Genomic DNA, 18,808 nt, shown 5'->3' with positions numbered 1-18,808 from the left:
ATAGGGTATACGATCCCGCCATGGCTCATGTACACAAGAATCGAAAGCAGCTGCTGACCCGCGTTCGCCGTATCGGCGGCCAGGTGGCGGCGTTGGAGCAGGCGCTGGACAAGCCCGAGGGTGAGGCGGGTGACTGCGCGGACGTGCTGGTGCAGGTCGCCGCCGTGCGCGGTGCCGCCCACAGCCTGCTGATGGAGCTGCTGCACGAGCACCTGCAGGAACACGTGGTGGGTGCCGACGACCCGCAGCAGCGGGCAGACGAGGCCGCGGTGCTGGTGGAGCTGCTGCGCCGCTACGGCAAATAGGCCGGGGGGCGGTAGAGTCGACTGTTAGTCGACTATCGCGCGAAGCGCGGGGTTCTATGCAGCCCGAGCGAAGAGCAGTCGACTAACAGTCGACTCTACCCCCGTGCCGGTGCCGCGCGTTCCAGATATGCGTTGCGGCCAGCAGCAGGCTGCCGGTGACCGTCATCGGCGTTTCCCAGTCATGTGAGGGCAGCGCAAGCGCACCGGCCAGCAACAGGCCCAGACCGGCGCCGGCGGTGGCCCAGGCCAGCACGGGCAGCGGGTGACGGCGCTCGGCCCGCCACAGCGCGTAGCCGGTCAGCGGCAGGGCGATGGCCACGAACAGCAGGTGCACCCACTCCGCTTCGGCCCAAGTGCCGAACAGCGGTAGCGCGGCGGCCAGCAGAGGCAGCGCCAGGCAGTGCAGCAGGCACAGGCTGGACAGGGCGAGCGCGCCGGCATCAAGCAGGGCGGCCGAAGGTGACTTCATCGGGGGAGGTTCCTTGCGCAACAATTGTTATACAGTAACATTTCCGTTCCGCAGCCAACCCGCTCCGACATGAACACTGTTTCCCGCGCCGACCGTCGCCTTCCGGTCACCGTGCTGTCCGGCTTCCTCGGGGCCGGCAAGACCACCCTGCTCAACCAGATCCTGCGCAACCGCGAAGGCCTGCGCGTGGCGGTCATCGTCAACGACATGAGCGAGGTCAACATCGATGCGCAGCTGGTGCGCGAGGGTGGCGCCGAGCTGCGCCGCACTGAAGAGACGCTGGTGGAATTCAGCAACGGCTGCATCTGCTGCACGCTGCGCGATGATCTGCTGCAGGAAGTGCGGCGCCTGGCCGATGCGGGTCGCTATGACTATCTGCTGATCGAATCGACGGGCATCGGCGAGCCGATGCCGGTGGCGGCCACCTTCGCGGTGCGCGACGAACATGGCTTCAGCCTGAGTGATATCGCGCGGCTGGACACGATGGTGACGGTGGTCGACGGCAGCGCGTTCCTTGCCGACTTCGGCTCGACGTCGCGACTGGCCGAGCGCGGCCAGCAGGCCGGCCCGGAGGATGATCGAGGTGTGGTTGACCTGCTATGCGAGCAGGTCGAGTTCGCCGACGTGATCGTGGTCAGCAAGGTGGACCAGGTGGATGACGAAGCGTTGCAGGACACGCTGGCCGTGCTGCGTGGCCTGAACCGCGACGCGAAGCTGCTGCTGTCCAGCTTCGGCGATGTGCCGCTGGCCGAGCTGCTGGATACCGGTCGCTTCGACATGGAGCGTGCGCAACGTGCGCCGGGCTGGATGAAGGAACTGCGGGGCGAGCACACACCGGAAACCGAGGAGTACGGCATCGGCAGCTTCGTCTACCGCTCGCGACGTCCGTTCCACCCGGCGCGCTTCGCCCGCGCGCTGCAGTCCGGCATGCCCGGCGTGATCCGCAGCAAAGGCTGGTTCTGGCTGGCCAACCGCATGGACTGGGTGGGTGAGCTGAACAGCGTGGGCGCGGCGACGCGCACGCAGGCGGCGGGCTTCTGGTACGCCGCACGTGACCGCGTGCGGGCCGGGCTGGAAGACACCGCGCCGTTGTTGCCGCCCACGCCGCTGCCTTACAGCGACCTCGGATGGGCGCGGCAGCAGGCCGATTGCTGGAGCGCGCCGCTCCCGGGGCCTGAAGAATTCCCGGATGAGGCAGCGCACACGGCGATGCAGCGGCTTTGGCACCCGTTGTGGGGGGATCGCCGCCAGGAACTGGTGGTGATTGGCGTGCACATGGATGAGCGCGCGGTGCGTGCGGAGCTGGATGCGTGCCTGCTCAACGACCAGGAGCTGCGTGCGGGGCCATTGCTGTGGCAGCAGTTGCCGCAGGCGTTCCCGGTGTGGAAGCGTTGACGGTGCATTGAGGATCCATGGGTTGCCGGCCAGCGGCCGGCACTACCCCCTGGTCGATACGTCATGCGTGGATGGATGCATGGCGGAGTCGAGCATGGCTTGACTCTACAGACTGTCGCGCCATTGCCAGTGGTTGGCGGTGACCTGCAACACCTGCGTCGGTCGCAATGCCTGCAGCAGATGCAGGTCGTGGCTGACCATCACCAGCGCGCCCGGCCACGCCGCAAGCAGTTCCTCCAACGCCTGCAATGCGCTCAGATCCAGCGCATTGCCGGGTTCGTCCAACAGCAACAGCTGGGGCGCGGGATCGGCGTACAGCACGCCGGCCAGCGCACCTTTCACGCGTTCGCCATCGCTGAGGCTGTGGGCTGCCCGCTGGATGCGCTGTGCATCCAGCCCGAGCAGGGCCAGCCGCGTGCGCAGCTCGCCTGGGTCCGCGCCCGGGTTGGCGGCCTGCACGGTGTCGAGGATGCTGCGCTCGCCGGACAGCCCCAGCAGCTGCTGGTCGAGCAGGGCCAGTGGCGCATGCCGTTGCACGGTGCCACTGCGTGCCGGCAGCTGGCCGGCCAGCACACGCAGCAGGGTCGATTTGCCGCTGCCGTTGTCACCGACCACGGCGATGCGCTGGCCGCGGCGGATCTCCAGCTGCAACGGTGCACTGCAGCCATGTGGCAGCACCAGCGCCTCGGCCTGTAGCAGGCGCGTGCTGCCACGGTCACCCGCACCGGCGAACAGTGCCAGTTCCGGCGCCGCGTGCACCGCCGATGCCGCTGCGCGCAGATGCTCTGCGCTGGCCTGCAGGCGTTCGGCCTGCACCTGTTGTGCGCGGCCGTGGCTGGCCTCGGCGCGCTGCTTCTGCCGGCCGAGCAGGATCGGGGCCTGGTTGGCCTGCTTCGCATCGCGGTTGCCACGCGCCTGGCGTTGTTGTTGCCGTTCGTGCTGTTCGCGCGCGCTGCGTTGCTGCTGGCGGTGCTGGGCGCGCGCATGATCGAGCTGAGCGGCGGCAGCTTCGCGCTCGGCGGCGCGCGCATCGGCATAGTGCTGCCACGGTCCGCCGTAACGATGCAGCCCGCGCCCATCGAGTTCGACGATCTGCTGCATGTGCGCCAGCAGCTCGCGATCATGACTGATCACCAGCAGGCCACCGCGCCACTGCTGCAACCGTTCGTACAGCTGTTGGCGATGGCGTGCATCGAGGTGGTTGCTGGGTTCGTCCAGGATCAGCCAATCGGCACCGCTGGCCCAGGCACCGGACAGCGCGACCTGCATGGCCTGGCCACCACTGAGGCGCGCGGCCGGCTGGGCGGGATCGAGATCGTCGGGCAGCCGAAGCGCCTGCCATTGCTGCTGCAGGCGTTCGCGCAGATCCCAGCGGTCGCCGACGCAGGCGAAGTCGGCCTCGTCCACGCTGCCGGCTTCGATGCGTTGCAGTGCGGCCAGTTCCGCGCCGACGCCGGCCAGTTCACCGACCGTGCCGGCGGGTGGATAGCCGGGCGTCGGCAACAGGAACACGCGGCCACTGCCGCGCACCTGGCCAGTGTCGGGCAGCAACCGTCCGGCCAGCAGGCGTGCGAGCACGCTCTTGCCGGCGCCATTGGCACCGACCAGGCCGGTGGCGACCGGTTCGAAGGAAAACGTCAGATCGGAAAACAGCGGGCGGCCGTCGGCCAATCGATACGACACGCGATCGAGCGTGAGGGAATGCGGGGTCATGCGACCTCCATGGATGCCGGGTTCTCCCCTGCGCGCAGGGGCGGGAAGAGTCAGGCCGTCTGGTGGGAAGACGGCGGCATCAATGGCGCATTGGTCGCGAGCCTCTGGGAGGAATGAGCGGCCAGTATAGCGGGGCTGGCTGAATGGTTTGATGGCGCGACTCTACAAAGGCATCCACGCATGGCGTGGATCTACTCTGGGCCGGGCATGGGGTGGATCGATCTCCTACGGCACGGTTTCCAGGCGCGCGCTGACGAAGTCGATGAATACCCGCAGCTTCGGAAGCACGTGGCGGCCCGAGGGCCACAGCAGGTGGAAGATGCCGCAGGAATGCACATGCTCGTCGAGCACGGTTACCAGCCGGCCGTCGGCCAGTGCATCGCGCACCGAGTGCACCGGCACGAAAGCCAGGCCGATATCGCGCAGTGCCAGCGCTACCCGCGCTTCGATGGTGTTGGCCACCATGTGCACAGGCAGCTCCTGCGGTGTTTCATGGTCGGGCCAGTGGATCGGCCACAGTTCCAGCTTGCCGGTGCTGGGGAAGCGATAGTGCAGCAACGTGTGCTGCAACAGGTCGGCCGGCGTGCGCGGCGTGCCGCGGCGCTGCAGGTAGGCGGGTGAGGCGACGATGCGGCGTGGGAACACACCCAGGCGTCGTGCGTTCATGCGTGAGTCGCTGGGCTCGCCGACGCGCAGCACGGCATCGAAACCTTCCTCGATGACATCGACCAGGCGGTCGCTGAAGTCTAGGTCGAGGCGGATATCGGGATAGGCCGCCATGAACTCGGCCATCAGCGGCAGGGTCAGGTCACCCACCAACGGCAGGCCGATGCGCAGCGTGCCGCGGGGCGTGGCGTGCGGCTGCGCCAGCTCGGTGCGCGCGGCATCGCGCTCGTCGAAGATGCGCCTGCAGCGTGCCAGGAACAGCTGGCCCTCGGCGGTGAGGGTGATGCTGCGCGTGCTGCGGTGGAACAGGCGCACGCCCAGTGCATGCTCCAGCCGGGCAACGCACTTGCCGGCGGCCGAGGCCGAGATGCCCTGCAGGCGCCCGGTCTCGACGAAGCTGCGGGTATCGGCCGCGTGCACGAAGGTCTGCAGATTGGCGAGGTTGTCCAGGACTGACATGGGCGTGTGGGCAATGAAAGCGGCAGGGTAGGTCGGCGCGGCCGTAGTGGACGGCTCCGCCATCGCAACACTGTGGTGCGGGGTGGCGTTGGGACCGTTGCGGCCTTGCAGTTCCGGCCATCATGCCGATTGCGGACTGCACGGTCCATGATGCCCGGAGCGGCAACCGGCTTTTTGCGCTGCGCCGTGCTGCCTAACGTGGCGGGCCACTCCCCACGGATTCCCGCGATGAATGCCGCTCCTTCCCTTGAACCCGCGCCGACACTGCCATCGGTGCAGCGGCTGCTGCAGCAGGTGCACCCGCAGCGCTTGGTCGGTGCGGTGGTGCTGGTGCGCGAGCACGGTGTGCTGCGCCACGCCAGCGCGACCGGGCTGGCCGATCGCGAGTCGGCAACGCCGATGCAGCGCGACCAGTTGTTCCGGCTGGCATCGGTGAGCAAGCCGCTGCTGACCACGGTGATCCTGCGCCTGGTAGCAGAGGGCGTGCTCGACCTCGATATGCCGGTGCAGCGCTGGCTGCCGGACTTCCGCCCGGCACTGGCCGACGGCAGCATGCCGCCGATCAGCCTGCGCCAACTGCTCAGCCACAGTAGCGGGTTGGGCTATCGCTTCCTCGAAGCCGATGCCGACGGCCCGTATGCGCGCGCTGGGGTCAGCGATGGCCTGGACGCGAACCCGCTCTCCCTGGCCGACAACGTGCGCCGCATCGCGCAGGCGCCACTGCTGTTCGCGCCGGGCAGCCAATGGCTCTACTCGCTGGGCGTGGACGTTGCCGGTGCCGTTGCCGAAGCAGCGACGGGTGAAACGCTGCAGGCACTGTACGAGCGCTTGCTGGCCGCACCGCTGGGCCTGCGCGACACCGCCTTTGCTGCGCGCAACGCGGCACGCTTGGCCACGCCCTATGTAAGCGACGCGCCGCAGCCGCATCGCCTGCAGGAAGGCGAGGTGGTCGCTCCGTTCGAGGGTACGGTCGGCATCGAATACAGCCTCGCGCGCGCCACCGATGCCAGCCGTTTCCCCTCGGCCGGGGCCGGCCTGGTCGGTACCGCCGATGACGTGATGGCGGTGCTGGAAGCCTTGCGTGACGTGCAGCGTTCAGGCCTGCTGCCGCCCGTACTGGCAGCGGAGATGGCCAGCCCGCAGGTCGGCGAGCAGGGACCGCCGGAACCGGCCGGCTGGGGCTTCGGCCTGGGCTTTGCGGTGCTGCGCGATGCGGCCGCAAGCGGTACGCCGCAGAACGCAGGTACATGGCGCTGGGGCGGTGCCTACGGGCACAGCTGGTTTGTCGATCCTGTGCGCGGGCTGAGCGTGGTGGCGCTGACCAACACCCTTTACGAAGGCATGGACGGTGCCTTCGTCGATCAACTGCGCGATGCGGTGTATGCCGATATGGGGACCGTGCGATGAGCGGCCATGCCATCGATGCAGCCAGCCCCGCCGGTGAAGCCACGCGCCTGCCATGGGCCGGCCTGCTGGCGTTGGCCGGTGGCGGCTTCATCACGCTGCTGACCGAGACCCTGCCGGCCGGTGTACTGCGGCCGATGGGCGACAGCCTCGGTGTGAGTGATGCGGCGGTCGGCCAGCTGGTCAGCGTGTACGCACTGGGCTCGGTGATGGCCGCCTTGCCGATGACCGCACTGACCCAGCGCCTGCCACGACGCCCCTTGCTGCTCGCCGCCATTGCCGGCTTCGTGGTGGTCAACACGCTGACCGCACTGAGCAGCAGTTATCCGCTGATCCTGGCCGCGCGTTTCCTGGCCGGCGTGAGTGGTGGCCTGCTGTGGTCGCTGGTGGCCGGTTACGCGGCGCGCATGGTGGTGCCGTCGCTGCAGGGCCGGGCAATCGCGGTGGCGATGGTCGGATCGCCGTTGGCGCTGTCACTGGGTGTACCGGCCGGTACGTTGCTGGGCCAGCAGATCGGCTGGCGCTGGGCATTCGCGCTGATGAGCGTGCTGGGCGTGGGGCTGCTGGCGTATGCGCGTTGGGCACTTCCGGCCTTGCCCGCCGCCGGTGCTGGCCGGCGCATACCGCTGGGCACGGTGTGGCGCATGCCGGGCGTGCGCAGTGCACTGCTGGTGATGGTGCTGTACGTGCTGGCGCACAACGTGCTCTACACCTACATCGAACCGCTGGCGGTGGAGGCCGGCGCCGGCCCGTGGCTGGACCGCCTGCTGTTGGCCTTTGGCGTGGCCGCCATCGCCGGCATCGGCATTGCCGGCTGGGGCGTGGACCGTCATCTGCGCACGCTGGTGTGGGCGGCGGTGATCGGCTTCATCGTGCCGGTGCTGGCGCTGCTGCTGTGGCCGGGCGACGCGACCGCGCTGCTGCTGGCCACGATCCTGTGGGGCGTGGCCTTCGGCGCGGTGCCGACCCTGTTCCAGACCGCATTGGCTCGGCGCGCGGGTGCCGCCGCGGATCTGGCGCAGTCGATGCTGGTGACCGGCTGGAACCTCGCCATCGCCGCCGGAGGCGTTGCAGGGGGTGTGCTGCTGCAGGCGGGCGGCCCGAACCAGTTGGGATGGCTGCCGTTGCTGCTGCTGGCGGTGAGCGTGGCGTGGCTGCTGGCACGGCCGAAGGCCTGGGTGTAGGCCCAGAGCAAACGTTACGGAGGTGCCGGCCAGCGGCCGGCACTACCGTGGTCCCCGCCATCCACGCATGGCGTGGATCCACCGAGCGCAGCGACCCGCGTTTGCCATTGCCTTTGCCTTCTTCCGTTGATTCCGTGGCGGGACGCCGCCGGAACCTGTCAGAGGCCGGGACGGTTGGGTTCGCGGGGGTGTCCGCGGCATGGATGCCGCGGCCAAGCCCCCACGGACGGGTTTACGGCGCCCCCCGCGAACCCGACCGTCCCGGCCAACCCTGGGATAGCAATACGCGACCCGCCACGAGGGGCTCCGCCGTTCGCCGTCCTACTCCACTCCCTCACGCTCGATCGGCACGCTGCGCGGATTCTGCATGTGCTCCCGCGCCGCGCCATAGCGCTGCTGCCGCTTGTGATGGAACGCCACGAACTCATCCCGTGGCAGCGGCCGCGAGAACAGCCAGCCCTGCGCGAACTCGACCTTCCGGGTATGCAGGTACGCCAGCTGTGCCTCGGTTTCCACGCCCTCGGCCACCACCCACAGGCCCAGCTCCTTGGCCATGTCGATGATGTGCGGCGTCACCGGGCTGGTCGCGCTCTCGGTGCCGATCGCATCGATGAACGACTTGTCGATCTTCAGCGCATCCAGTGGCAGCTGCTCCAGGTACTGCAGGCTGGAGAAGCCGACGCCGAAATCATCAATGGCCACGCTGTGCCCGGCCCGACGTGCCTGTGCCAGCATCGTGCGGGCGCGGTCCAGATCGAGGAAGCCGCGCTCGGTGGCTTCCATCCAGATCTGCTGCGGCAGGATACCGCTGCCGGCCATGTGCTTGGAGATCATCTTCAGCGCACGGCCGCTGCTGATGTCTTCGGCGGCCAGGTTGATCGCAATGTGCGCGCTGCGGTCGGCCACCAGCAGTTCGCGCATGTCGCGCACCACGTTCTCGATCACCAGATCGGTGACTGCGGCGATCATGCCGGCCTCTTCGGCCAGCGGAATGAACAGGTCCGGCCGCACCTGGGTGCCATCCGGGCGCTGCCAGCGTACCAGCGCCTCGGCGCCGACGCAGATGCCGGTATCCAGTTCGATGATGGGTTGATAGTGCAGGTACAGCTCGCGGCGGCGGATCGCCGTGGCCAGCTCGCCGCGCAGGGACAGGCGGCGACGCGACAGCCAGATCACCAGGCCGGCACCGATGGCGGCCAGCAGAACGCCGATCGGCACGAACAGCCAGGCCTGCTGGCGGAAGGTCGCGGCAAGCGCGGTACGTGGCGTGGTTGCGATCGCCAGCCACTCTTCGTTGCGCGCGGTGGCGTACAGGGTGTTGTGGTCCAGGCCCTCACCGGGCGCGCGCAGCAGGGTTTCCAGCAATGCCGGATCCATGCCGTCCTGCCTGGCCAGGAGGCGGCCGTCCGGGCTGGCCAGGGCAAGGCGCACGTTCGGGTCGGCGATGACATCGACGAAGCGGCGCGGATCGACCAGCACGTCGTAGTTGCCATACAGGATCGACAGGACCTGGCGCCGTCCGCTTGCCTCGGGGCGCACATCCACGGCGATGCCGGCGCCATCACTGGTGACGTGGTCGGACCTGGGCTGGTTGACGTCGGACAGGAACGGGCCCCACGACGTGCAGCGCAGCTTGCCACCCTCGAAGTAGCCCATCTGGTCGACCGACGGCGAGGTCATCACCAGCGTCTGCATGCGCCGGATGTGGTCCGGCCCGCACGGATCGTAGGCGCCGGCCTCGGCGGACTTCAACGCGGCCAGCGCTTCCAGGTAGGACTGGTCGGCGCGGCGCAGGGTGCGGCCGGCGATGTCGCGCAGGCGCTGCTGCTCGACACTGACCGCACGGTCCCAGGTGGCGTAGGCCATCACCGCGATCGGCACGGCTGCGGCCAGCAGCGCCAGTGCGGTGCCGCCGATGATCACGCGCAGCCGGCTCATGGCCGGGGCTCCAGCGGGGCGGGCGGGGCAGGGCGCATGGTCGGGCCGATCCTTGGGCAGGTGCGGCTATCTGAGCATGGCGCCGGGCCGGGCGGAATGGGATGAATCCGGTATTCGGTCACATTGTGATGAAAGCGGCGAAGTTTGACGGGATTGGCCCATCCGGCGCTGGCGCTCCGGCCTGTGGAGGACTACCGTCGAACGCTTCGCCCGCCCTTTTGCCCGCGCCCATGACCGAGCCCGCAACGCCCCCCGAGCACCTGCGCCGCAGCCTGTCCAACCGCCACCTGCAACTGATCGCCATCGGCGGTGCCATCGGTACCGGCCTGTTCATGGGGTCGGGCAAGACCATCAGCCTGGCCGGCCCGTCCATCGTCTTCGTTTACCTGATCATCGGCGCGATGCTGTTCTTCGTGATGCGCGCGATGGGCGAGCTGCTGCTGTCCAACCTGCAGTACAAATCCTTCATCGATTTCTCCACCGATCTGCTCGGCCCCTGGGCCGGCTTCTTCTGTGGATGGACGTACTGGTTCTGCTGGATCGTCACCGCCATCGCCGATGTGATCGCCATTGCCGCCTACGCGCAGTTCTGGTTCCCCGGGCTTGACGCCTGGAAGCCGGCGCTGGCGTGCGTGATGCTGCTGCTGTCGCTGAACCTGGTGACGGTGAAGCTGTTCGGCGAAATGGAATTCTGGTTCGCGCTGATCAAGATCGTGGCGATCTGCGCGCTGATCATCACCGGCGCCGGCCTGGTGGCGTGGGGCTTCACCTCGCCCAGCGGCCACACCGCGTCGCTGTCGAACCTGTGGAACGACGGCGGCATGTTCCCGATGGGCCTGGTCGGTTTCTTCGCCGGCTTCCAGATTGCGGTGTTCGCCTTTGTCGGCATCGAGCTGGTCGGCACCACCGCCGCCGAAACCGCCGACCCCGAGCGCAACCTGCCCAAGGCGATCAACTCGATCCCGGTACGCATCATCATCTTCTACGTGCTGGCGCTGATCGCGATCATGGCCGTCACCCCGTGGCGCCAGGTGGTGCCGGACAAGAGCCCGTTCGTGCAACTGTTCGTGCTCGCCGGCATCCCTGCCGCCGCCAGCCTGATCAATTTCGTGGTGCTGACCTCGGCCACGTCCTCGGCCAACAGCGGCATCTTCTCCACCAGCCGCATGCTGTACGGCCTGGCCGAAGAGGGTCACGCCCCACGCGGGTTGTCGAAGTTGTCACGTGCCGCCGTGCCCGCCCGCGGCCTGCTGTTCTCGTGCCTGTGCCTGCTCGGTGGCACGCTGCTGATCTACCTGATTCCGAACCTGGTGACCGCCTTCACCCTGGTGACGACGCTGGCGACGGTGCTGTTCATCTTCGTCTGGTCGCTGATCCTGGTGGCCTACATGGCCTATCGCCGCCGCTATCCGGAGCGCCATGCCGCATCGATCTTCAAGATGCCCGGCGGTGTTGCCATGTGCTGGGCCTGCCTGGTGTTCTTCGCCGCTGTGCTGGTGCTGCTGAGCCTGCAGGCCGACACCCGCCAGGCGTTGATCGCCAGCCCGGTGTGGTTCGTGCTGCTGGGCGTGGGGTATTGGGTGCGTCGGAGGGCGGCAAAATGACCGGGAATGCGGGGGCGGCAATGCCGGAAATCGGGAACGTCGGTAGAGTCGACTGTTAGTCGACTGCTCTCCCGTGGGCCACCGGAAAACCCCGCGCTGCGCGCGATAGTCGACTGACAGTCGACTCTACCGCCGCGGGCGCCGCCCTGCCGGCCCCCATTCACCCAACATTAGCGGGCGCGGCCGGATGATCCGGCCGCCATGCCCCGTCACCCTCTCCTGCTTGCGCTGTTGCTGCTGCCCAGCCTGTGGCCCGGGCTGGCCGCCGCGCGCACCGTCTACCGCTGCGTGCAGGGCAACACCGTCAGCCTGGCCACCGCGCCGGAACCCGGTTCACGCTGCACCGCGAAGGAAATCGACGACAACGCCATCCAGACCCCGAACCTGTGGGGCAACATGGGCGTGTTCAGCGGCGTGCTGTACGAGCGCGAGCAGGATGGCGCGCTGGTCTACTCCACCCGCAACCTGCCCGGCTCGCGGGTGTTCCTGAAGTTCACAGTGGCCACGCCGCCGGGCGAACCTGCCCACGAAGGCCTGGGCAAGGTCGGCAAGCCGCAGTTGGCGCAGCACGCCAAGCAGTTCAAGGCCGCGGCCAAGGCCACCGGTGTCGATGACGCATGGCTGCGCGCGATTGCCCATGCCGAAAGCAACTTCGATGCGCTGGCGGTCTCGACCAAGGGCGCACAGGGCGTGATGCAGTTGATGCCGGAGACCGCACAGGAATATGGCGTGCGCGATCCGTTCTCGCCGCAGCAGTCGATCGAGGGCGGCGCGCGCTACATGCGCGCGCTGCTGCGCCGCTACAACGGCGATCGCCCGTTGGCGGCGGCCGCCTACAACGCGGGCATCGGTGCAGTCACCCGCTACAAGGGCGTGCCGCCCTACGCCGAAACCCTGGCCTATGTGGACAAGGTGATGGCCCTGTATGCACGCTACCGCGAAGCGATGGGCATCCGTACCGAGGTGCCAGCCCGCTAGGCGGAAGGTGTAGTGCCGAGCCCACGCTCGGCGCCACAGAAAATCGGCTCAGCGCGAAGTGGAAGCGCTGACCAGGTCGTAGCGCTCAATGCGGCCGACGCGTGCCACCTCGGCCTGCACGTCGGCGCGCTGCTTCAGCGCACGCCAGGCCGCATCGATCTTCACGTCACCGGGCAGCGAGGGGTAGGTGCGCATGTCCTGCAGGGAGGCCAGCGTCTCGCCACGGTCGGTGGGGGAGCGCAGCTGTTCGATCAGCACTGCGGCTGCGCCGTCCAGGTTGCCTTCGTCCAGCAGCATCTCGCGATGGAACAGGCGTGCGTCGTCGCGCTGGGCAAGGATCACCGAGCGGGCGGCTTCCACTGCCTGGGCATCGCCGCGTTCGCGGGCGGCAGCGAACTGCAGCAGTGCCTGGGCCGCCTTGCCGTAACCGGCCAGGCCTGGCATGTCATTCACTGCGGCAGCAGCGTCCTGCATGCGGCCCAGCGAACTGAGCACGAAGCCGACGTTGAACTGGTGCTCGGCACCATCCGGGCCCAGCGCACCGATGCGTGCGGCCAGCCTGGCTGTGGCCAGCGCATCGTCGGTACGGCCCAACCGGCGCAGCGCCGTAAGCCGGCTGTTGAGCAGCCATGCCACCCATTCGGCTTCCGCCGCCGAGGGCGACTCACCTTCGGCCGCCGCACCGGCCATGCCATCGGTCAGTGCCAGCACTTCCTCGTTGCGGTCCAGCATCAGCAGCGTACTGCTGAACTCGGCCATGCGTGCGTCCAGCGCCCGGTCGAGCAGGCCGGAGACCCGCAGTTCGTCGAGGTGTTTCTGTGCAGCCTGCACCGGATCGAAGCGGGCATCGGCGCGGTCGACATAGCGATCAAACCGCTTGTCACTGCGCAGGCGGATGATCTCGGCGGGGCCGGTGATGCGCGCCAGCGTGGCGGGAATCCTGTCGCCACGGCCGTTGTCGGCCTGCAGCGTGGCCAGCGCCAGCCACAGCCCGGTGGGTTCCAGGCCGCCGCTCTTCCAGCCGTTGTCGAACAGCGCCTGCAGCAGTTCCATGCGCTGCTGGGGCTGGTCCCGCAGGCGGAACTGCAGGTAGTTGATCGCGTGGTGGTCCACCGGCAACGGCGCGTCGGCATGCTTCAGCGCCTGCACCAGGTGCTTCGTGGCAGGTGCCGGTTGGTTCTCGGACAGTTCCACCGAGACCAGGGTCAGCAGGATCTGCGCGTCGTCCGGCAGTGCTTCCTGTGCGCGCTGCAGGTAGCGGCGCGCCTGGTCCGGCTTCTTCTGCACCATTGCGGTCCAGCCGGCCACCTGCGCGGCGCGGCCGCGGTGTTCGGCATCGAAGTCATCCAGCATCGGATCTTCCATCAGCCGTTCCATCGCGATCAGCGCACCCAGCGTGTTGCCACTGCGCGACTGCTGGATGGCTTCATCCCATCGCGTGGCATAGGCCTGGTGCATCGCATCGGCGGTGACGGACGGCTTCTGCGGTGCCACCGTGATCGAAGCAGTGGCGGATGTGCTGGCCAATGCGGCAATCAGCAGGGCGGCGACGGGGAGGATGCGGGGCATGGAGGATTTCCATCCGTGGGAACCGCATTGAACCCGCTGCAGCCAGCGAGAACAAGCGCGATGGATGGAACTCTGGCGTTTGACCGCACGATTGGCCATGGCGGATCGTGCGTTCAGCGACTATTGTCGGTGCCTCTTCAGACGGCAGGCAGGCAGCGCAGCACGATGGCACGGTGGCAATGGATGGCGGCAGGCGTAGCATTGGCGACGGTAGTGGCATTGGCCGCAACCTGGTGGGAGACACCGCTGCATACGCTGGCTGAACCGGCGGGTCCGGTTCCAACGCCGCTGGCGTGGACCGCGCAGATCGAACCGCTGGCCGGCGATGGCCACCCGGGTGACCGCGATGGCGCGTCCGCGCAAGCACGTTTCGCCGATCCGTACGCGTTGCTGCGCGGTGCCGATGGCAGCGTCTATTTCACGGACGCCGGTGACAACAACCGGATCCGCCGCCGCTTGCCCGATGGCCGCGTTGAAACGGTGGCCGGGCAGGGCGAGGGACGCGTTGATGGCCCGGCACTGCAGGCCAGTTTCAATACGCCTTCGGGCATTGCCGCCGACGCGCAGGGCAGCCTGTATGTGGCCGACACCGGCAACCATGCGATCCGCCGTATCGGCACCGATGGCCAGGTGACCACGCTGGCCGGTGGCGAACAGGGCCACGCCGATGGCCCTGCCGTGCAGGCACGCTTCGATGCGCCGATGGGCATCGCAGTGGATGCGCAGGGCCAGGTCTACGTGGCCGACACCTTCAATGACCGCATCCGGGTGATCGGCACCGACGGCATGGTGCGCACCCTGGCCGGCGGCGATCGGCCGGGCCTGGCCGATGGCGTGGGCGCCGCTGCGCGCTTCGACACGCCGGTGGCGTTGGCCTTCGATGCGCAGGGCGCGCTGCTGGTGGCCGACCTGTTCAACAACGCGGTGCGCCGCGTAGGCGCCGACGGCACGGTCAGCACCGTGGTCGCCGCCGGTGGCGTGATCAATGGGCCGCTGTCGCTGGCCACCACCCACGATGGCGTGCTGTACGTGGGCGATCTTGATGGCCGCATCGTGCAGGTGACGCCGCAGGGTCACCAGATCGCGCTGGTTGGCAATGGTCGCCTGCCGCGCCTGGCCCGCCCCAGCGGGCTGGCGATGGATGCCGATGGCAGCGTGCTGGTGGCCGACGCCGCCAGCTACCGTCTGCATCGCCTGCGCCCGCTGCCGGTGGGCGAACTACCGGCACCGGCACTGGTCGGCCCGGCTGCCGATGCGGCGTTGCCGGAGACGGGCGGTCGCTGGCCGCTGGCACCGCAGGACGGTTGGCATGAAGTGGTCGGTACGTTGGGTGAGGTGCGCGGCAACTTCACTGGCGAGAGCCGCCACCACCTGCATGGCGGTTTCGACGTGCGCGGTGATGTGGGCCAGACCGTACTGGCGATTGCCGAGGGCAAGATCAGCAGCCCGGTGGCCGCCTGGAACCTGGGTGAGCAGGCCGAGGGCCTGGCGGTGGACCGCCTCAAGTACATCCACATGCGGGTCGGCCGCACCCCGCGCGATGAGCCCTACGATGCGCGCTGGCAGGCGTTGTATGACGAGCAGGGCAAGCTGGAGCGGATGCGCGTGCGCCGCGGCATGCGCATCCACGTCGGCGACCGCCTGGGCAGCATCAACAACCAGGCGCACGTGCACCTGGCCGTGGGTACCGGTGGTTTCGAGACCAATGCCGTGGCGCTGGGCTTCCACAACTACGCCGACCACTTCGCACCGCGCATCACCGATGTGGCGCTGCTGGATGACAACGACCAGCCGATGGCCGCCGGCAGCGATGGCGTGGTGATGGTGGCGCGCCAGGGCCGCGGCGTGCAGATCGTGATCGAGGCCTGGGACCAGGTCGACAACAACCTGCCGCGCCGCCGTCTGGGCATGTACCAGGTGGGCTACCAGATCCTCGATGCCAGTGGCCGGGCGTTGCAGGGCTACGAACAGCCGCGCTGGAACATCGTGTTCAACCGCATGCCGCCGCAGAAGGAGGCGGTGCGGGTGGCCTACGCCCCCGACAGCGGCATCACCGTGCATGGCAGCGCGGTGACCCGTTTCCGTTACCTGGCCACCAACACCGTGCGTGACGGCCTGATGGAAACCGGGCGCTGGCAGCCGGCGGCGCTGCCGCCGGGCGAGTACATCGTGCGCGCCAGCGTGCGCGACTACAGCGGTAACGAAGGCGTGGGCCCGCGCGAGATCAGGGTACGGCTGCTGCCATAGCCGCAGCCGGGGCGCCGCAGCGTTCGCGCTCGGCGTCCATGTCTTCCAGCGGCCGCACCTCGATGCTGCCGAAGCGCGCCCATGGGAAGTCGCGGGCGATGCGCATGGCTTCGTCGCGGTCGCGGGCGACGATCAGGTTGAAGCCGGCCAGCAGTTCGCGGGTTTCGGCGAACGGGCCATCGAGAACACGGCTGTTGCCATCACGCACGCGCAGGGTCTGTGCAGTGTCGACCGGCTGCAGTTTCTGCGCGGCCAGCAGCGTGCCTTCGGCCTGCAGCTTGTCGGCGTGGGCCAGGCAGTCGCGCATCAGCGCGTTGAATTCTTCGATGGGCAGGGCCTGCAGCAGGGCAGGCTCGATATAGATCAGAAGCAGGTACTGCTGCATGGGACGGTCCTGGCGGGGGGCGGAGTGTCCATGATCGCGCAGGTTTGCGCGTGAGCATGTTGCAGCGCGGGAGGCGGCGCCTTCGGCGGGGATCGGCGAACGGCGGAGCCCCTCCGTGGTGGGGTTGGGTTGGTCGCTGAAAGCTGGGTTTCTGGCGGTTGGCCGGGTGGGTAGGCGGGTCGGGGGACGCCGTAAACCCGTCCATGGGGGCTTGGCCGCGGCATCCATGCCGCGGACACCCCCGCCCCGCCTACCCACCCGGCCTTGGACAGATCTCTGCAGCTGATCCACCACGGAAAATCACAAACAAGAGCAAAAGCGGGTCGCTTCGCTCGCAAAGCCGAGGCCGCCAGCCAATCGCCGTTGCTGGTGCCTTTGCTCTGCCTTTTCTCTTGATTTTCCCGTGGTGGGGCAGCCGCAGAGATATGTCTGGGGCCGGGCGGGTGGGGTTGGCGGGGTATCCGCGGCATGGATGCCGCGGCTAAGCCCCCATGGACGGGTTCACGGCGTCCCCGCCAATCCCACCCGCCCGGCTCGCCCACAGGAACCCAGCTTTCAGCGACCAACCCGACCCCACCACGGAGGGGCTCCGCCGTTCGCCGACCCTCGCCGAAGGCGCGCTTTCCGCGCAAGAAAAAAATTTCCAACAGACGTGTCGATTCCCAGCCCCCTGGTTCGTTGTACCCAATGAAGGGCACGCACCACGCGTCCCCACGGGAGACCGCAATGAAAGTGATGGTGATCGTGAAGGCCAACGCCGACTCCGAAGCCGGCCGCATGCCCAGCGAACAGGAATTGTCCGAAATGGGCGCCTTCAACGAACAACTGGTGGCCGCCGGCATCATGCTCGCCGGTGAAGGCCTGCACGCCACCCAGCGCGGCCGTCGCATTCATTTCGGCGGCGGGGCACCCAAGGTCGAGGCCGGTCCGTTCGGTCCTGCCAGCGAACAGATCGCCGGCTTCTGGCTGTGGGAGGTGCGGTCGCTGGACGAAGCGGTTGAATGGGCCAGCCGCGCGCCGTTTGGCAGTGGCGGCACGCTCGAACTGCGTCCCTTGATCTCCGCCGAAGACTTCGGTGAAGCCTTCACCCCCGACTTACAGCAGCAGGAACAGCGTCTGCGTGCACAGCTGGAAGGTTGACCCGATTCATCTCCCTGCCGGGCACGACCCGGCACTACTGCCCTGAACCGCACAACGGAGTATTGCCATGAAACTGATTCCCTTCCTCGGCTTCAGTGGCCAGGCCCATGAGGCGATGGCGTTCTACGCCAAGGCACTCGGTGGCCAGGTCACTTCGGAAATGAAATACCGCGACATGCCGCCCTCCGATGGCTCACCGGGCTGCAACGAGATGCCGCCGGAAACCCTGGACCACGTCGCGCACAGCCAGCTGGAGATCGGCAGCGCCATCGTGATGGCGGCGGACGGTCCCGGCGGTGGCGAGGGTGGTTCGACCACCATCAATGTCGACGTCGACAGCATCGAGGAAGCCGAGCGCGTGTTCGCGGCGCTGGCCGAAGGTGGCCAGGTGCAGATGCCGATCGCTGAAACGTTCTGGGCGCACCGCTGGGGCATGCTGATCGACCGCTACGGCAAGCCGTGGATGGTCAACTGCATGAAGCAACCCTGATTCCTCTCTTTCTTTCATCCACAAGGAGCTTCACCGATGAGTGCACCGCAACCGCAGATGATCTTCGTCAACCTGCCTGTGCAGGATCTCAACGCATCCAAGGCCTTCTTCGCCGCGCTGGGCTACGGCTTCAACCCGACCTTCACCAACGACGATGCGGCCTGCATGGTCATCAGCGAGAGCATCTTCGTGATGCTGCTGACCCAGCCGTTCTTCAAGCAGTTCACCAACAAGGCGATTGCCGATGCGCACAGCCACACCGAGGTGATCACCTGCCTGTCGGCCGACAGCCGCAAGGCGGTGGACGTGATGGTGGACAAGGCGCTTGCGGCGGGTGCCAGCGAACCGCAGCCGGCGCGCGACTACGGCTTCATGTACCAGCGCGGCTTCCAGGACCTGGATGGCCATCTCTGGGAAATCGCACACATGGACGGCGAGCCGGGCTGACGGCCGCCACAAGGGAGAACCCTCATGGCTTACGTGGATGCTTACGTGCTGCCGTGCCCACAGGACAAGGTGGCGGCCTACCGCCGCCTCGCCCGCAAGGCCGGTGCGGTGTGGAAGGACCATGGCGCGCTGCAGTACATGGAATGCGTGGCTGACGATGTGGAACCGGGCAAGAGCACCTCGTTCCCGCGTGCGGTCAAGGCAAAGCCCGGCGAAACGGTGATCGTCGCCTTCGTGGTGTTCCGTTCGCGCGCGGCGCGCGACCGCATCAACGCCAGGGTAATGGCCGACCCGCGGCTGGCGTCGCTGGGCCCGAAGGACATGCCGTTCGATACCAGGCGCATGTTCTGGGGCGGCTTCAAGCCGATTGTTGAAGCGTGAGCTGCGGCGCTTGTGCGGGCCGGGCGTGCGTGCT

At 68.0% G+C, this 18,808-nt stretch carries 17 protein-coding genes; 11 read left to right on the top strand and 6 right to left on the bottom strand.

Annotation, left to right across the window (positions count from 1 at the left end):
* Positions 1-20 precede the first annotated feature (20 nt).
* Positions 21-305, top strand: coding sequence for a metal-sensing transcriptional repressor (locus AC5P9N_RS07415; protein WP_099485296.1), 285 nt, complete (start codon positions 21-23; stop codon positions 303-305).
* A gap of 82 nt (positions 306-387) precedes the next feature.
* On the opposite strand, the gene AC5P9N_RS07410 is transcribed toward AC5P9N_RS07415, so the two are convergent.
* Positions 388-774, bottom strand: a complete 387-nt coding sequence (locus AC5P9N_RS07410; protein WP_099485295.1) for a MerC domain-containing protein — start codon at positions 772-774, stop codon at positions 388-390.
* Positions 775-843: 69 nt separating this feature from the next.
* Between AC5P9N_RS07410 and AC5P9N_RS07405 the strand changes: the two genes are divergently transcribed.
* Positions 844-2,169, top strand: coding sequence for a GTP-binding protein (locus AC5P9N_RS07405; RefSeq protein ID WP_099485294.1), 1,326 nt, complete (start codon positions 844-846; stop codon positions 2,167-2,169).
* A 105-nt stretch (positions 2,170-2,274) separates the two neighbouring features.
* On the opposite strand, the gene AC5P9N_RS07400 is transcribed toward AC5P9N_RS07405, so the two are convergent.
* Both AC5P9N_RS07400 and AC5P9N_RS07395 read right to left on the bottom strand, forming a co-directional pair.
* Positions 2,275-3,882: an ATP-binding cassette domain-containing protein gene (locus tag AC5P9N_RS07400; protein ID WP_099485293.1), complete on the bottom strand. Its 1,608-nt coding sequence runs from the start codon at positions 3,880-3,882 to the stop codon at positions 2,275-2,277.
* Positions 3,883-4,107: 225 nt separating this feature from the next.
* Positions 4,108-5,007: a LysR family transcriptional regulator gene (locus tag AC5P9N_RS07395; protein WP_099485292.1), complete on the bottom strand. Its 900-nt coding sequence runs from the start codon at positions 5,005-5,007 to the stop codon at positions 4,108-4,110.
* Between the two features lie 228 nt (positions 5,008-5,235).
* Between AC5P9N_RS07395 and AC5P9N_RS07390 the strand changes: the two genes are divergently transcribed.
* Entirely contained in the window at positions 5,236-6,414 is a 1,179-nt protein-coding gene (locus AC5P9N_RS07390) for a serine hydrolase domain-containing protein (protein ID WP_099485291.1), read from the top strand.
* Entirely contained in the window at positions 6,411-7,595 is a 1,185-nt protein-coding gene (locus AC5P9N_RS07385) for an MFS transporter (protein WP_099485290.1), read from the top strand. Before AC5P9N_RS07390 ends, AC5P9N_RS07385 begins: the two co-directional genes overlap by 4 nt.
* 321 nt (positions 7,596-7,916) lie before the next feature.
* Here AC5P9N_RS07385 and AC5P9N_RS07380 read toward each other — a convergent pair whose 3' ends face one another.
* The gene (locus AC5P9N_RS07380; RefSeq protein WP_005412097.1) at positions 7,917-9,533 is read right to left on the bottom strand and encodes an EAL domain-containing protein; all 1,617 of its coding nucleotides are present in this window, start codon (positions 9,531-9,533) and stop codon (positions 7,917-7,919) included.
* Positions 9,534-9,763: 230 nt separating this feature from the next.
* Here AC5P9N_RS07380 and cycA point away from each other — a divergent pair, with 230 nt between their 5' ends.
* Both cycA and AC5P9N_RS07370 read left to right on the top strand, forming a co-directional pair.
* Complete coding sequence (gene cycA / locus AC5P9N_RS07375) at positions 9,764-11,137, top strand: D-serine/D-alanine/glycine transporter (protein ID WP_005407881.1); 1,374 nt, start codon at positions 9,764-9,766, stop codon at positions 11,135-11,137.
* A gap of 201 nt (positions 11,138-11,338) precedes the next feature.
* Positions 11,339-12,115, top strand: coding sequence for a lytic transglycosylase domain-containing protein (locus tag AC5P9N_RS07370; RefSeq protein WP_012479002.1), 777 nt, complete (start codon positions 11,339-11,341; stop codon positions 12,113-12,115).
* A 48-nt stretch (positions 12,116-12,163) separates the two neighbouring features.
* Here AC5P9N_RS07370 and AC5P9N_RS07365 read toward each other — a convergent pair whose 3' ends face one another.
* Positions 12,164-13,684, bottom strand: a complete 1,521-nt coding sequence (locus tag AC5P9N_RS07365) for a tetratricopeptide repeat protein (protein ID WP_044569460.1) — start codon at positions 13,682-13,684, stop codon at positions 12,164-12,166.
* A 165-nt stretch (positions 13,685-13,849) separates the two neighbouring features.
* Here AC5P9N_RS07365 and AC5P9N_RS07360 point away from each other — a divergent pair, with 165 nt between their 5' ends.
* A complete protein-coding gene (locus AC5P9N_RS07360) occupies positions 13,850-15,931 on the top strand; it encodes an NHL repeat-containing protein (RefSeq protein ID WP_164212746.1) in 2,082 nt (693 codons plus the stop codon).
* On the opposite strand, the gene AC5P9N_RS07355 is transcribed toward AC5P9N_RS07360, so the two are convergent.
* A complete protein-coding gene (locus AC5P9N_RS07355) occupies positions 15,909-16,316 on the bottom strand; it encodes a YciI family protein (protein ID WP_012479004.1) in 408 nt (135 codons plus the stop codon). The genes AC5P9N_RS07360 and AC5P9N_RS07355 overlap by 23 nt on opposite strands.
* Positions 16,317-17,042: 726 nt before the next feature.
* Here AC5P9N_RS07355 and AC5P9N_RS07350 point away from each other — a divergent pair.
* The 4 genes from AC5P9N_RS07350 (at position 17,043) to AC5P9N_RS07335 (ending at position 18,774) form a co-directional block, all read left to right on the top strand.
* Complete coding sequence (locus AC5P9N_RS07350; protein ID WP_033833692.1) at positions 17,043-17,456, top strand: YciI family protein; 414 nt, start codon at positions 17,043-17,045, stop codon at positions 17,454-17,456.
* A gap of 67 nt (positions 17,457-17,523) precedes the next feature.
* Positions 17,524-17,946, top strand: coding sequence for a VOC family protein (locus AC5P9N_RS07345; RefSeq protein WP_005407887.1), 423 nt, complete (start codon positions 17,524-17,526; stop codon positions 17,944-17,946).
* Positions 17,947-17,982: 36 nt separating this feature from the next.
* Complete coding sequence (locus AC5P9N_RS07340) at positions 17,983-18,393, top strand: VOC family protein (protein WP_024958760.1); 411 nt, start codon at positions 17,983-17,985, stop codon at positions 18,391-18,393.
* A 24-nt stretch (positions 18,394-18,417) separates the two neighbouring features.
* Positions 18,418-18,774 (top strand): DUF1428 domain-containing protein, encoded by a 357-nt coding sequence (locus AC5P9N_RS07335; protein ID WP_005407889.1) that lies wholly within the window; start codon positions 18,418-18,420, stop codon positions 18,772-18,774.
* Positions 18,775-18,808 lie beyond the last annotated feature (34 nt).

The organism is Stenotrophomonas sp. YJH_SMC_6 (assembly GCF_059371335.1).
The sequence above is the reverse complement of the archived record's forward strand: the minus strand, read 5'-3'. Positions and strand labels throughout refer to the sequence as shown.